Consider the following 15,616-nt stretch of genomic DNA (forward strand, 5'->3'; position numbering starts at 1 on the left):
CCGTCATCCCCGCCTGCGCGGGGATGACGGGTAAAACGGAAAACACATGGAACGTCGTAAATTCCTGCAAATCGGCGCCGGCACCGCCGGCGCCATGCTCATCCCCGTGTTCGGCAATGCCATCGCGGCCGACGAGCTGCTCAACCCGATGGCCGCCAGCGCCAAGAAAGCCCTGGCCGACATCGCCCTGAACGCCGCCACCCAGGCCGGCGCGTCCTACTGCGACGTGCGCATCGGCCGCTACCTGAACCAGTTCATCATCACGCGCGACCTGAACGTCGAGAACATCAGCAACACCGAGTCGAGCGGCGTGGGCGTGCGCGTGATCGCGGGCGGCGCCTACGGCTTCGCCTCGACCAACTCGATGACGCCGGACGGCGTGGCAGCCGCCGCGCGCCAGGCGGTCGCCATCGCCAAGGCCAACGCCAGGCTGCAGCCCGAGCCGGTGCGCCTGGCGCCGGTGAAGGGCGTCGGCGAGGTGGCCTGGGCCACGCCGATCAAGAAGGACTGGCGCGCCGTGCCGGTCAAGGACAAGGCCGACATGCTGCTGGCCGCCAACAAGGCGGGCCTGGATGCGGGTGCGAACTTCATGACCGCGTCGCTGTTCCAGATCAACCAGCAGAAGTACTTCGCCTCGACCGACGGCTCCTACATCGACCAGGACATCCACCGCCTGTGGGCCCCGATCAACGCCACCGCCGTCGACAAGGCGAGCGGCAAGTTCCGCTCGCGCGCGGGCCTGGGCGCGCCGGTGTCGATGGGCTACGAGTACTTCGATGCGCGCGCCGCCGACAAGGTGCAGGCCGCGGGCGGCGTGACCACGCTGTACACCAGATCCTACGACATCGTCGAGGATGCCCGCCTGGCCGGCAAGCAGGCGCGCGAGAAGCTCGGCGCCAAGTCGGTCGAGCCGGGCAAGTACGACCTGGTGCTCAGCCCCGAACACCTGTTCCTGACCATCCACGAAAACGTCGGCCACCCGACGGAACTGGACCGCGTGCTCGGCTACGAGGCCAACTACGCCGGCACCAGCTTCGCGGGCCTCGACAAGTGGGAAACGAAGAAATTCAAGTACGGCGCCGAGCGCGTCAACTTCGTGGCCGACCGCACCACCCCGGGCTCGCTCGGCTACATCGGCTATGACGACGAAGGCGTCGCGGCGAAGAAGTGGGACATCATCCGCGACGGCATGCTGGTGAACTACCAGGCCACGCGCGACCAGGCCCACATCATCGGCGAGAGGGAGTCGCACGGCTGCTCGTACGCCGACAGCTGGAGCACCATCCAGTTCCAGCGCATGCCGAACGTGTCGCTCGAGCCGGGCAAGGCGCGCCTGACCCCGGACGAGATGGTCAAGGACGTCAAGAAGGGCATCTATATCCTCGGCCGCGGTTCGTACTCGATCGACCAGCAGCGCTACAACTTCCAGTTCGGCGGCACGCTGTTCTACGAGATCAGGAACGGCAAGATCACCGGCCCGCTCGAAGACGTCGCCTACCAGGCCAATACCCAGGAATTCTGGAACGCGTGCAGCGCGATCTGCGACGAACGCGACTGGCGCATGGGCGGCTCCTTCTTCGACGGCAAGGGCCAGCCGAGCCAGGTCAGCGCCGTGTCGCACGGGTCGAGCACCACCCGCTTCAACGGCATCAACGTCATTAACACCGCACGCAAGATCGGATGAGGAGACCAGGATGAAATACCTGAACCAGGAACAAGCAAAACGCATCTGCGACCGCGTGATCGGCCTGTCGAAGGCCGACGAATGCACCGTGTCGATCGAAGGCAACCGCACCGGCAACGTGCGCTTCGCCCGCAACAGCGTCTCGACCGCCGGCCTGACCGACGACATGCAGCTGTTCGTGCGCGTCGCCTTCGGCAAGCGCACCGGCATCGCCGTCATCAACGAGTTCGACGACAAGTCGCTCGAGCGCGCCGTGCGCCGCGCCGAGGAACTGGCGCGCCTCGCCCCGGAAAATCCGGAGTTCGTGCCGGCGCCGGGCAAGCAGGAATTCCGCTCCACCGGCACCTACGTCGCCAACACCGCCGCCATCGACCCCGATTTCCGCGCCCAGGTCGCGGCCACCAGCATCGAGCTGGCGCGCAAGCAGAAGCTGGTCACCGCCGGCTTCTTCACCGACAGCACCCGCTTCGCCGCCGTCGCCAACTCGAAGGGCGTGTTCGGCTTCCAGGAGTTCACCGACCTGTCCTATACCATGACCGCGCGCACCGAAGACGGCCGCGGTTCCGGCTGGGTGACCCGTTCGGCGGTCGATGCCGCCCGCTTCGACGCGCGCGAAGCGGCCGAAGTGGCGATCGAAAAGGCGCTGCGCTCGGTGGAAGCCAAGGCGCTGGAGCCGGGCCGCTACACCGTGATCCTGGAACCGGCGGCGACGTCCGAAATCCTGGGCAACATGTTCAGCTCCTTCGACGCCCGCTCGGCCGACGAGGGCCGCAGCTTCCTGGCCAAGAAGGGCGGCGGCAACCGCCTGGGCGACAAGCTGTTCGACCAGCAGGTCAACATCTGGGCCGACCCGTGGAACAAGGACGTGCCGGTGGCGCCGTGGGACAACCAGACCATGCTGGCGCGCGAGCGCACCGACCTGATCAAGGATGGCCGCGTCGCCTCGCTCGAGTACTCGCCCTACTGGGCCCTCAAGACCGGCAAGCGCGCCACGGGCGGCCACGGCAACATGATCATGGCCGGCGGCACCAAGTCGCTGGAAGAGCTGATCGCCGGCACCAAGAAGGGCATCGTGGTCACCCGCACCTGGTACATCCGCATGGTGGACCCGCAGTCGCTCCTGATCACGGGCCTGACCCGCGACGGCACCTTCTACGTCGAGAACGGCAAGATCAAGCATCCGATCAAGAACTTCCGTTTCAACGAGAGCCCGGTCACCATCCTCAACAACATCGACGAACTGGGCAAGCCGCAGGTCATCGGTGGCGATGAGGTGCCGTACCAGATGGTGCTGCCGCCGATGAAGGTGCGCGACTTCAACTTCACGTCGCTGTCCGACGCGGTGTAAATGGCCAGTGTCGATTTCTACTTCACGCGCCTGAGCTACGAATCGGGCGACTGGGACGTGGATATCCGTATGCCCAGCAACGTGCTGAACTCGCTCGTCGAGTACACCACGTTGCGGGTCGATCCGGCCGAGCGGGTGGTGGCGCTGTCGGATCCGAAGATGCTGGAGGCGCCGTTCTGCTACCTGGCCGGCCACAAGCTGGTCCAGTTCACGCCGGCGGAGCGGCGCAACTTCGAGCGCTACGTGCGCGGCGGCGGCTTCGTCTTCGTCGACGACTGCAACCATGACATCGACGGGCTGTTCGCCAAGTCGTTCGAGGCCGAGATGGCGAAGATCTTCGGGGTATCGGCGCTGAAGAAGATTCCGAATACGCATCGCCTGTATTCGTGCTTCTTCAAATTCGACGGCCCGCCGACCACCTCGGGCGAGCTGAATGGCTGGGGCGACGACCTGGTGCACGAGTACCTGAAGGCGATCGAGTTCGGCGGCCGGATCCGGATGCTGTACTCGAACAAGGACTACGGCTGCGAATGGGATTACGACTTCCGCAACAAGCGGTTCCTGGCGGTCGACAATACCCGGTTCGCAGTCAATATCATTCAATATGCGTTGGGAGCATAGCAGTGTCGGAACGTGACGCGGTAATGTGGAATGAACAGGACATCGCCGGCCTGACGGCGAAAGTGGACGCGCTCAAGAGCAGCATGGCGCGCGTGATCATCGGCCAGGAGCAGGTCGTCGACCTGCTCATCACCTGCCTGCTGGCGGGCGGCCATGCGCTGGTCGAAGGCGTGCCGGGGCTGGGCAAGACCCTGCTGGTCAAGTCGCTGGCGCAGGCGACCGACATGCAGTTCCGCCGCGTGCAGTTCACGCCCGACCTGATGCCCTCGGATATCGTCGGCACCGAGATCCTGGAAGAGGACACCAGCACGCGCCAGCGCGTGTTCCGCTTCCAGCAGGGACCGGTCTTCACCCAGGTGCTGCTGGCCGACGAGATCAACCGGGCGCCGCCCAAGACCCAGTCGGCCCTGCTCGAAGCGATGCAGGAGCGCTGCGTGACCTTCGCCGGCCAGACCCACAAGCTGCCGCGCCCGTTCTTCGTGCTGGCCACGCAGAACCCGCTCGAGCAGGCCGGCACCTATCCGCTGCCGGAAGCGCAGCTGGACCGCTTCCTGCTGCACATCGACGTCGGCTATCCGACCGAGGACGAGGAAGTGCTGATGGTCTCGCGCACTACCCACGCGGGCCTGGCGGACGCCCAGCCGGCCATGGACGTGGAAACGCTGCTGCGCCTGCAGCAGCTGGTACGCGACATCGAGATCGGCGAACACCTGCTGCGCTATGCGACGCGCCTGGTGCGCGCCACCCGCCCATCGGAGACCACCGTGGCGGCCGTCAGGCAGCACATCGGCTGGGGCGCGGGTCCGCGCGCCGGCCAGGCGCTGGTGCTGGCGGCCAAGGCGCGCGCCCTGATGCAGGGCCGCCTGGCGGTCACGCGCGAGGATATCGGTGCGATGCTGCAGCCGGTGCTGGCGCACCGCGTGCTGCGCAATTTCGAGGCAGAGGCGGACGGCATCGCAATCGCCGACGTGCTGCAATCCCTGCGCAACGAGATCAAGGTCGGCTAAATGGCGCTGGCGGGTTCCGCGCTGATCGCGCACACGACCGACCTCGACCTCGTGATCCGGCACGTGCTGGCCGGTCTCGGCCACGGCATCCATGCCGGGCGCGAGCGCGGGGCGGGCGTCGAGTTCTCGGAATACCGGGCCTACGCGCCCGGGGACGAGTGGCGCCGGGTCGACTGGAAGCTGCTGGCGCGCGCCGACCGCTACTTCGTGCGCGAGGCCGAACGCGACAGCCACGTCGCCGTCTGGCTGGTGCTGGACGCCTCCGCCTCGATGTCGGAGCCCAGCCGCAGCGTCGAAGGCGTCGACAAGCTCGGCTACGCACGCACGCTGCTGGGTTGCGTGGCCGCGATCGCGCAGCGCCAGGGCGACGCCTTCGGCCTCGTGGTACTCGGCGAGGGCAGGGTGCAGTTCACGCCGGCCTCGCGCGGCCCGCGCCAGCTGCAGCGCGTGATGGCCCAATTGCAGCGCGCCGAAGCGCGCGGCCGGCTGCCGGACGCCGACGTGCTGAAGGCCAGCCTGCATTTCGCGCTGTCGCCCAGCGCCATCTTCGCCGCCAGCGACCTCCTCGACTGGCCGTCGCCGCTGTCGCAGGCCTTGATCCGCCTGCGCCAGATGCGCCACGACGTGCGCGTGCTGTGCCTGCAGACCGAGGCGGAAGTCGAGGCCAGCTTTTCCAGTGCGCTGGCCTACCGCGATCCGGAGCAGGGCGCGGGCGTGTTCCGCTTCGGCAGCGACCTGAAGGACGGCTACCGCCGCAAGCGCGAAGAGCACTTCGCGGCGGTCACGGCGCAATGCCGCAGGAGCGATATTCCGCTGGCCCTGGCCACGATCGAGCAGGGACCGGGCGAGGTGCTGCGGCGCTGGCTGCGCCGTCCGGGAGCGCGCACAGGAGCACGCACATGAGCGCCTTGTGGTGGTTCGCCCTCCCGGTGCTGCTGCTGCCGCTCTGGTGGCACCGGCGCAAGCGCGAACAGCACAAGGCGGCGCCGCTGGCGACCGCGCGCTTCCTGCCTGCTACCTTGCCGCACCAGACGCGCGTATGGCGCTGGAGCGATCCATTGCTGCTGGCGCTGCGCTGCCTGCTGCTGGCCGCCCTGGTCGCCTGGCTGGCCGATCCCGTGTTCCCGTGGCGCGGCGACACCGTCATCGTGGCGGACGGCGCCGACCCGGCCTGGGTCGAGCGCGAAGCGGCGCAGGCCGGGCTGGCCAAGGCCGAGCGCATCGCCATGCCGGCCGGGCAGGCGATCGGCTGGCTGCGCGCCCATGAACGCGAATGGCGCCAGGAAGCGCGCCTGCTGGTGCTGGGCGACGTGCCGATGCCGGCCGCGCTGCCGGCCTTCGGCCGCACGGTCGAACTGCGCACGCAAGCCCGCCCGGCGGCGAAGACCGAACATCACGTCCATATCGAGAGCGATCGCCCGCAGGCATGGCGGCGCCTGTTCGCGGCGATCGACGGACCGGAGCGCGTGGTGATCGACGCCGCGCCGGACGGCAAGACCGGCCTGGTGATCTGGGACCGCGCCGGCAGCCCGCCCGCCTCGTTGCGCGCGCCGCTGTGGTGGGTGACCGATCCCGCCGCCTTCCCCGAATTGAAGAACGCGCGCGAAGCTGGCGGTTTGCGCTACGCCGACACGCCGCGTGGCCGCGTATGGCACCACGCCGCCTGGCCGGTGCGCGACGCGGACGCCGCGCGCGTGCTGGTCGAGAACTGGCAGCAGCTGCATGTCGGCCCGCGCGCCTATACCGCGCCGTCGCGGGTGTTCGCGGCGTCGCCCGATGCGCGCGCGCCGGAACCGGGCGGCGCCCTGCGCGACCTGCTGCTGGCTGCGCTGGCGCTGCTGTTTGTACTGGAAAGGAGTCTCACGCATGCAAGAAAGCGCTGAGATCGTCACTCGCGTCTGGCGCGCCGCCCAGCTGCGCCGCATGCCGCTGTGGGTGGGCGGGGCGCTGCCCTGGCTGGCCATCCCGTCGGGTCCGGGCCTGCTCGCATGGGCCGGCTGGTGCGCATGGGACTGGGCCAGGCTGCGCCGGCAGGTAGCCCTGGATTGGCCGGGCTGGCTGGACGGCGCCGTGCCCGAGATGGAAGACAGCTCGGCGCTGCTGGCCTATGCCGAATCGCCGGTCGCGCAGCTGCAGCGCCAGCGCCTGCTCGCGCGGCTCGACGCCAGCGTGCCGCCGGCCGCCCTGCGCCGGATCGCCAGGGGGCGCGTCGCCGCGGGCTATCCGCTGCTCCTGACCAGCGCCGTCCTCGCCGGCATGGTGTGGTTCGCACAAACGGGTTCGAAGCCGGTCGCCGCCCAGCCGGCGGGCCCGGTCGCCGCCGCCGTGGCCGCGCCGCTGCCGCAGCTGACGGTCCGTCTCGCGCCGCCGGCCTATACCGGCGTGAAAGCGTCGGCATCGGCGCCGCGCGACCTGCAGGTGCCGGAACAGACCGAGGTAGCGTGGTGCCTGGAGGATGGCGCAGCGAACGGCGACGGCATCGAGCTGGGCAACGGCCAGGTGCTCAGGCCCGGCAAGGAATGCGCGCGCTGGACCGCCACCGAGTCGGTGGTCTGGCGCTGGCGCGGCGCGCGCTACACGCTGCGCGTGATCCCGGACCAGCCGCCGGAAATCACGGTCACCGCGCCGGCGCAGATGGTGCAGGACCTGCCGGAGACCGCGACCAGCGCACCGATGGCGCTCAGGATCCGCGACGACTACGTCATCGCCCGCGCCACCCTGCACCTGACCCTGGCGCGCGGCAGCGGCGAGAACATCCGCTTCACCGACCGCGAAATGCCGCTGCCGGCATCGGCCGACCCGAAGCAGCGCAACTGGTCGAAGCAATGGTCGCTGGCCGAACTGGGCATGGAACCGGGCGACGAGCTGTATTTCTTCGTGCGCGCCACCGATAACGCCGGGCGTCCGCATACGGTCCAGTCGCCGACCTACACCTTGCGCCTGCCGGCGCCAAGCGCCGAGGCGGAAGAAGAGGGCACGGCGATGCCGATGCTGGTCAAACCGCAGAGCCTGCGCAGCCAGCGCCAGATCATCATCGACACCGAACAGCTGGTGGCCGACATGCGTTCCACGAAGATGAGCGCAGACGCGGTGCGCGACCGCAGCGAGCGCATTGCTGCCGACCAGGGCCAGCTGCGCCGCCGCTACGGCCAGTTCCTGGGCGAGGAATCGACGCTGTTCGGCGGCGAAGAACACGACGATCACGACGACCACGGCGGCGGCAACGACAAGCAGGACATCCTGCACCAGTACGGCCACGCCCACGACGAAGCCGAGAACGCGACCCTGTACGACGAAGAGACCAAGAAAGTGCTGCGGCGTGCACTGGTGGCGATGTGGGATGCCGAGAAGTCGCTGCGCGCGATCGCGCCGAAGACCGCCTTGCCGCCCGAGCACAAGGCGCTGGAGGCGATCAAGGAGCTGCAACAGGCCGAACGCATCTACCTGCACAAGACGGCCTTCGTGCCGCCGCCGATCAAGGAAGAAAAGCGCATGACCGGCGACATGGATGGCGCGGCCAGCTACCGGCGCGAGCAGGCGGGACCCGACGCGCCGCTGCCGGAAGAGCTGCGCGCCCTGGTGCTGGCGCTCTCGGGCGAGGCCCCGCTGCCGGCCCTGTGGACCCGCAGCGCGCATGACTGGGTCGGCGCGCGCATCAAGGACGACGAACAGCGCCTCTCGGCCCAGCGCGCGATCCAGGACGTGGCCGACGGCTGCGTCGCCTGCCGTCCCGTGCTGCGCGCCTGGCTGCGCGCCGGAGCGGGGCAGGGACAGGTGCTGCTGCAGGCGCGGCCCGCGGTCGAGACGCCGTTCACGCGCAGCTGGCGCGAAGGAAGCAAGCCATGAACCAGACCGTGTTGATGGGCGCGATCGCGCTCGCCGGCGCCGCCAGCGCCGCGCTCTACCTGTGGCGCCGCAAGTGGATCGACGCGCTGCTGGTCGCCATCGCGGCCAGCGCGCTGGGACTGTTCGCCGCCGGCCTGCAGGTGCCGGGCGAAGCCGGCCGCACCCTGGCGCTGGATGCCGCCGCCGCGCCCACCTCGCTCGACGGCGTGCGCGCCTTGCGCCTGCAGGGCGACGGCTTGCGCCGCGCCCAATGGGACGATTTGCCGGCCCGCCCGCTGGCGTGGGAGACGCCGCGCGGCGGCGCCCTGCGCCTCGATTTTCCGCGCCAGCTGCCGCTGGGCCGGATGTTCACGCTCGAGGTGGCGCGCGAGGACCAGGGCGAGGCCCGCCTGGAACTGCTGGCCGAGAACGGCCAGGTGCTGGCGCAGGCGAAGGGAAGCGGCAAGCTGGCGGTCGAATGGCTGCCGCCGGTGATCGAACCGGTGGTGCTGAAGGCGCGCCTCCTCGACGGCAGGAACAAGGTGGTGGCCGAGGGCCCGGTGCCCTTCGTCGTGCACGAGCCGGCGCCCTTGCAGGTGCAGGGCCGCTTCGGCGCGCCCTCGTTCGACCTGCGGGTGCTGAACGAGCTGCTGGCCGGCAGCGGCGCGCTGCTCGACTGGCAGGTGAGCCTGGGCCGCGCGGTGACGCGCACCGAGACCGCGCGCGCAGAGATGGCCGCGCCCAACCTGATGGTGATCGACGCCGCCTGGTTCGAGCGCGCCGGGGCGGGGGAGCGCTCGGCGCTGCTGGTCCGTGTCGGACAGGGCATGCCGCTGCTGGTGCTCGGCGCGAATGCGAACGATCCGGGTGTCTGGGCGCGCACGCTGGAGCTGCCGCTGAAGGCGCAGCCGGCCGAGCGCAAGATCGCAACGCCGCTGGAGATGCCGGCCGCGCCGCTGGCGCCAGGCGCGCGCCAGGCCGGCCCGTGGACCGGGACCGGGACCGACGACACGGTGTGGACCCGCGACTGGCAGAAGGGACGCATCGCCTGGCTGGGCGTGGCCGACTGGCACCGCCATGCGATCGGCGAGCCGCGCGCGCTGGCGCTGTGGTGGCAGGGCGTGCTGGACCGCGTCGGGGTCGAGCCCAGGAAGGAGTCGGAATGGCTGGCGCCGGAGGAGATGCCCTTGCCGGGCCAGCGCGCGGAAATCTGCGCCCGCGGGGTGAGCGGCAATGTCGCCTTCCCGGAGCTGAAGGAGACGCGCACCTGGGCGCGCCGCGCGGACCGCGCCGACGCCTCGTGCGTAGCGGTGTGGCCGGCGAAAGCGGGCTGGCTACAGGTGCGCGACCAGAAGGCCGGCGCGCATGCGGTCTATGTGTACGCGCCTGGCGACTGGCCGCAATGGCAGGCGGCGCAGCGGCGCGACGCCACGGTCCGCTATGCCGCGCGTACGCCTGCGGCCATCGGCGATGGTCCGAGCCGGCCGATGCCGGCCTGGCCGTTCGCGCTGGCCTTCGCGGCGGCGATGCTGCTGCTGTGGTGGCGCGAACGGCGCTAAGCAGCTGATCCCTGGCTGCGCCGTTCCAGCCCATCACTGTGGGAAAAAAGCATCATCGTTCTAGTTTCTTTGGTGAAAATAGTGTCGGATTGATATACTTTCGTATTTACAAAGTTGCAGATGCGCTATCCGCGCTTGCGACTTTGGCGAATACCTGTCAACCCGGCCTGGTTAACCCCGCCACCCAAAGGAACCCCATGAGACGTCTCGACTTCCGCCTGTCCCGCCCAAGCTGCCGTACCCTGATGTGCCTGGCCATCGCCAGCGCGTTTCCATGTGAAGCAGCACTGGCACAGGAAGTCGTCGCGGCCCAGGAGGCGCCAGCCGCCCAGGCACATCCGGGGCAGGGCGGGCAGCGGCTCGACGTGGTGATCGTGACGGCCCAGCGCCGCGCCGAGAACATCCGGGATGTGCCGATGGCCATCACCACCCTCAGCGGCGACAAGCTCGATACGCTCACCGCCGGCGGCCAGGATATCCGCTTCCTGTCCGGCCGTTCTCCCAGCCTGAATATCGAGTCCGACTACGGCCGCTCCTTCCCGCGCTTTTACATCCGTGGCCAGGGCAATACCGATTTCGACCTGAATGCATCGCAGCCGGTCGGCCTGGTGGTCGACGACATCGTGCAGGAAAGCCCGATGCTCAAGGGCTTCCCGGTGTTCGACACCGAGCAGGTCGAGGTGCTGCGCGGTCCGCAGGGTACGCTGTTCGGCCGCAATTCGCCGGCCGGCGTGATCAAGTTCGATTCGGTGCGGCCGGTGTTCAAGACCGAGGGTTACCTGAATGTCGGCATCGGCAACTACCGGGCCAAGAATGCCGAGGGCGCGTTCAACCTGCCGTTCAGCGATACGGTGGCCGCGCGCGTGTCCCTGCAGTCGCAAAACCGCGACGACCGCGTGCACAACCCGCGTCCGACCGGCACCCGCGACCTCGAAGGCTACCATGACCATGCCGGCCGCATCCAGCTGCTGATCCAGCCGAACAAGGAGTTCAGCGCCCTGTTGAATGTCCATGCGCGCGACCTCGACAACAATGCCACCCTGTTCCGCGCCAATATCATCAAGCAGGGCACCAACGACCTGGTCGACGGTTTCGACTACGGGACCTATCCGACCGACGGCATCAACAAGCAGACGCTGAGGACCAAGGGCGCCAACATGCGCCTGCGCTGGAACCTCGACCAGGTCACGCTGCACTCGATCACCGGCTACGAGACGGCCGATTTCTATAGCCGCGCCGACGTCGATGGCGGCTTCGGCGCCGTGTATGCCCCGCCGATGGGGCCTGGCTACATTCCCTTCGTCGTGGAGACGGCCGACCTGCTGCCGCACCACAGGCAGCTGACCCAGGAGTTCCGCGTCGAGTCGAACGGCGCCGGTCCGCTGCAGTGGATCGGCGGACTGTTCTACTTCAACGAAGACATCCGCATCGACAGCATCAGCTTCGATTCGCTGGCGCCGAACAATCCGCAGAATCCGTTCTATGCGACCCAGGACCAATCGACCAAGTCGTGGGCGGCCTTCGGTTCGCTGAACTATACCGTCTCCGACAAGCTGAAACTGCGCGGCGGCCTGCGCTACACGAGCGACTCGAAGGACTTCTCGGCCAGGCGCATCGAGGCCACGACCGCCGGCCCCTTCATCATCAATAACGACTCGAACAATGTCAGCTGGGACCTGAGCGGCACCTACGCGCTGGACAAGGACACCAACCTGTTCGCCCGGATCGCCACCGGCTACCGCGCCCCGAGCATGCAGGGCCGCCTGTTCAGCCTGGCCGACCGGCCGTCGTTCGCCGATGCCGAAAAGGTCCTGTCCTACGAGGCGGGCATCAAGCAGGAGATGTTCGACCGCCGTGCGCGCGTGTCGGCCAGCGTGTTCCAGTACCGCGTCAAGGACAAGCAGCTCACCGCCGGCAGCGGCGTCATCAACATGAACCAGCTGATCAATGCGGACAAGGTCACCGGGCAGGGCGTCGAGCTCGATTTCCAGGCCGTGCTGAGCGATTCGTGGCGCATGACCTTCGGCGGCAGCTACAACGATACCGAGATCAAGGACGCGTCCCTGTTCGTCCAGCAGTGCGGCAACTTCGCCAACACGGGCGGACGCGCCGGCTGCACCGTGACCGACCCGGTCGGCCCCTTCCCCGGCACCCTGCGCATCGACGGCAACCCGCTGCCGCGTGCGCCCAAGTGGCAGGCCAACTTCACCCTGTCGTACAGCGTGGCGCTGGGCAACGGCGAGTTCTACGCACATACCGACTGGGCTTACCGCACCACCTACAACATGTTCCTGTACGAAGCCAAGGAATACAAGGCCAAGTCCCTGCTCGAGGGCGGCCTGCGGACGGGTTACAAGTGGAATGACGGTAAGTATGAAGTGACTGCATTTGCGCGCAACATCACCGACAAGGTCCAGGTGGTCGGCGCGATCGACTTCGACAACCTGACCGGCATCCTGAACGAGCCGCGCACCTTTGGCGCGCAGTTCAAGGTCAACTTCTGATCCTGCGCTCGCACCAACAAGAACGGCCCTGTGGAGACAGGGCCGTTTTTTTTGGGGGCTGGCATCGCGCGCCGCGATGGGGCCCGTCACCCCCAGCACGACGCGTCCATCCCACCGCGATCAGAACGTGTAGTCAGCCTTCACGTACATCGAACGGCCGTTCAGGCCGAACGGGCAGGTCTCCCAGCAGTGCGTGAAGCCCAGTTGCGGGAACGGCTCCCCCTTCACCGGATCCCACTTGGTCGGATAGGTGTCGAACAGGTTGTTCACGCCGGCCGACAGGCTCAGGTTCTTGTTGAAGGCATAGCGCCCGGTCACGTCCAGGATCCATTTCGCTGCCCAGGTCTGCACGATGCCCGGGGTAAAGCCCTGGCCCTGCACCTCGCCGAAGTAGTTGGCGCGCGCGTTCACGTTCCACGGGCCGGTCGTGTAGTCGGCCGAGACCACGTGGTGCTTGCGCGGCTGGCCGCGTTCGATCAGGGTCACCTGGGCGTCGTCGAACAGCTGCGCGCCGGTCAGGACCGACGACTGCGAATGACGGTCCTTCACCTCGGTCTTGTTGAAGCCCAGCTGGCCGGACAGCACCAGGGTCGAGCCCTGGCCGCGGATGGTCTGGGTGGCGCTGATGTCCAGGCCCGTGGTCTCGGTGTCGATCGCGTTGGTGAAGAACTGGGCCTGGCCCACGCGCAGCGGATCGAGGATCGCCTTGATCGGGCAGGCGGCCGGGGTCGCGCAAGGGCCCGATTCCGGAGCGATGTTACTGGAGAAGACGATGCGGTCGTCGATATCGGTGCGGAACAGGTCGGCCGTCAGGTTGAAACTCTGCGTCGGACGCAGGATGACGCCGATGCTGGCGCTCTTCGACTTTTCTTCCTTGAGCGGCTGGATGCCGAACGCGCGCGTCACCGCGCTGCCTTCGCGCGCGGTCAGGGTCTCGGTCAGCACGCCGGCCGAGTTCAGGTTGGTCGACACCGAGCTGTAGAACTTCTGCTGCACGCCCGGGGCGCGGAAACCGGTCGAGGCGCTGGCGCGGATGCCGACGGTGCGGCTCGGGTCGAAGCGCATGCTCAGCTTGCCGATGGTGGTGTTGCCGAAGTCCGAATAGCGCTCGTGGCGGGCGGCGGCGCCGACCGAGAAGCTGTCGCCGAACTTGCGTTCCAGGTCCAGGTAGACCGCGGTGTTGTGGCGGCCTTCGTCCACGGCGGTGCCCGGCGTGTAGCCAGGGAAGCCCTGGATGCCCGCCGCGGCGATGCCGCCGTTCTGGTCGCGGATGATGATGGCCGGGTTGTTGGTGCGGCCGTACTGGTAGGACACCGGGTCGCCGGCCTCGATCTCGTAGTTATCGCGGCGCCATTCGAAGCCGGTCGCCACGAACAGGTCGCCGCCCATCACGTTGACCGGGCCCTTGAAGTCGAGGTTGAAGGTGGTCTGGTTGAACTTCAGGGTGCCGGTATCGGCTTCGCGCGGCGAGGAGCCGTTCTCGTACCAGTAGCTGACGTTGATCGAGTTCCGCTCGTGGAATTGCAGCTGGCTGCGTCCATGGTTGACGCTGACGTCGGCGTTCCAGCTGTTCGGCAGGTCATGGCGGTAGCCCACCGCCAGCGAGGTGTCCTGCACGGTGGTGACGATGTTCGGCAGGAAGCCGTTCGGGTACACCGCCGGGACGTTGCGCGAATCCCCGCGCGGGCGGTAGAAGCCGCCCGAGTCGCCCTTGCGCTTCGAGGCGCCGCCGAAGGCATAGAATTCGCCGCCGCTGACCGGCAGCACGGAGTTCATCCACAGGTAGTAGTCCTTGGCGTTCGAGTCGCCGATGCGCTGGGTCACGCGCGCCGGGGTGACGCGCAGCAAGTCGGGACCGGCGCGGTTGGTCTCGTCGCGCTTGCGGGCTTCGGCCGACAGGTTCACGTAGCCGCCGGTGGCGCCGAGCGCGAAGCCGTGGTTGGCGCTGGCCGAGTAGGTGTCGCCGTCGCCTTCGTCGGTGGTGCCGGCGCTCGCGCTCAGGCTGCCGGTGCCGGCGCCCTTCTTGAGGATGATGTTGATGACGCCCGCGATCGCATCCGAGCCGTACTGCGCCGCCGCACCGTCGCGCAGCACCTCGATCGACTGGATGGCCGACAGCGGGATCGCGTTGATGTCGGTGCCGGCCGAGCCGCGGCCGATGGTCTGCTGCACGTTGACCAGCGCCTGCTGGTGGCGGCGCTTGCCGTTGATGAGCACCAGCAGCTGGTCCGGGCCGAGGCCGCGCAGGGTCGCCGGACGGATGATGTCGGTGCCGTCGCTGATGAAGGTGGTGGTGAAGTTGAAGGACGGGTCCAGGTCCTGCAGCACCTTGCCCAGCTCCAGGGTGCCGGCGGACTGCAAGTCCTTGGAACTGATCAGGCCGACCGGCACTGCCGTGTCGAGTGCGGTCTTGGCCTGGGTGCGCGAACCGAGCACCACCACCTGGGCCATGCTATCGTCGGTTTGCTGCGCCGCGACCGGTGCCAGGGCCGCCATCAGGGCGGAAGCCAGCAAGGCGCGTTTCGGCAATTTCTTCTTCGTCATCTCTATCCTTTTCGTTGTGTTTGTTTTCCCATCCAAGTTACTTGGACGCAATTTAATATTAGCAACGAGTTATGGATAGCGCGGGATCAGTTCGCGTGCGTGGTAAATACGAATGTTTCGTTTTTGCCTATCTGTAGCGCAAATACGACGCATCGGCTGTCGAGTCCAAAATTTATGTCGGTTGGGTAGCGAAACGCAGATTGTCCTTTTGCACCAAGGCATTTTCGGCTATGCATCCTGCTCATTCGCAACAAAGAAAGCTGCTCAGGATTGTTACGTTCGCTAACAACATTCCCAATAGTGCGCAAAACAAACCATATAGCATGAACAACATGCCGGTGCCGTTAATCGGGGGGTATCCGGCTAGGCGGGGCGCTGCTCCGCCGTCCTGAATTCGCTGCCCCGCGTCCACGCCGACAGCAGTCCGGCGAGCGTGGGGCGGCAGGTACGCAGCATCTGTTTTTGGCAGCCACACCATGATCCAACGACGAACCGACGAGCGGTCCGCGCTCGCTACCGAATAT

Annotated in this window: 10 protein-coding genes; 9 read left to right on the top strand and 1 reads right to left on the bottom strand. The window is 67.7% G+C overall.

The annotated features are described in order from the left end of the window. Positions 1 to 46 precede the first annotated feature (46 nt). The 9 genes from H162_RS0111360 (at position 47) to H162_RS0111400 (ending at position 12,548) form a co-directional block, all read left to right on the top strand. A complete protein-coding gene (locus H162_RS0111360; protein ID WP_020653591.1) occupies positions 47 to 1,684 on the top strand; it encodes a TldD/PmbA family protein in 1,638 nt (545 codons plus the stop codon). 10 nt (positions 1,685 to 1,694) lie between these two features. After that, entirely contained in the window at positions 1,695 to 3,032 is a 1,338-nt protein-coding gene (locus H162_RS0111365) for a TldD/PmbA family protein (RefSeq protein ID WP_020653592.1), read from the top strand. Continuing rightward, complete coding sequence (locus tag H162_RS0111370; RefSeq protein ID WP_020653593.1) at positions 3,033 to 3,653, top strand: DUF4159 domain-containing protein; 621 nt, start codon at positions 3,033 to 3,035, stop codon at positions 3,651 to 3,653. Positions 3,654 to 3,676: 23 nt separating this feature from the next. Beyond that, the gene (locus tag H162_RS0111375) at positions 3,677 to 4,660 is read left to right on the top strand and encodes an AAA family ATPase (RefSeq protein WP_020653594.1); all 984 of its coding nucleotides are present in this window, start codon (positions 3,677 to 3,679) and stop codon (positions 4,658 to 4,660) included. After that, positions 4,661 to 5,563, top strand: a complete 903-nt coding sequence (locus H162_RS0111380; RefSeq protein WP_020653595.1) for a DUF58 domain-containing protein — start codon at positions 4,661 to 4,663, stop codon at positions 5,561 to 5,563. Next, positions 5,560 to 6,543, top strand: a complete 984-nt coding sequence (locus tag H162_RS0111385) for a BatA domain-containing protein (protein ID WP_020653596.1) — start codon at positions 5,560 to 5,562, stop codon at positions 6,541 to 6,543. Before H162_RS0111380 ends, H162_RS0111385 begins: the two co-directional genes overlap by 4 nt. After that, on the top strand, positions 6,527 to 8,506 hold the full coding sequence (locus H162_RS0111390) for a DUF4175 family protein (RefSeq protein WP_020653597.1): 1,980 nt from the start codon (positions 6,527 to 6,529) through the stop codon (positions 8,504 to 8,506). Before H162_RS0111385 ends, H162_RS0111390 begins: the two co-directional genes overlap by 17 nt. Next, entirely contained in the window at positions 8,503 to 10,044 is a 1,542-nt protein-coding gene (locus H162_RS0111395) for a hypothetical protein (protein ID WP_020653598.1), read from the top strand. The genes H162_RS0111390 and H162_RS0111395 overlap by 4 nt, the downstream gene beginning before the upstream one ends. 197 nt (positions 10,045 to 10,241) lie before the next feature. Beyond that, positions 10,242 to 12,548 carry a TonB-dependent receptor gene (locus H162_RS0111400; protein WP_156885570.1) on the top strand — a complete coding sequence of 769 codons (2,307 nt, stop codon included), beginning with the start codon at positions 10,242 to 10,244 and terminating at the stop codon, positions 12,546 to 12,548. A 120-nt stretch (positions 12,549 to 12,668) separates the two neighbouring features. Here the strand turns inward: H162_RS0111400 and H162_RS0111405 are convergent, their stop codons facing one another. Next, entirely contained in the window at positions 12,669 to 15,092 is a 2,424-nt protein-coding gene (locus H162_RS0111405; RefSeq protein WP_020653600.1) for a TonB-dependent receptor plug domain-containing protein, read from the bottom strand. Between the last annotated feature and the right edge of the window lie 524 nt (positions 15,093 to 15,616).

It is taken from the genome of Massilia niastensis DSM 21313 (assembly GCF_000382345.1).
Lineage (GTDB): Bacteria > Pseudomonadota > Gammaproteobacteria > Burkholderiales > Burkholderiaceae_D > Telluria > Telluria niastensis.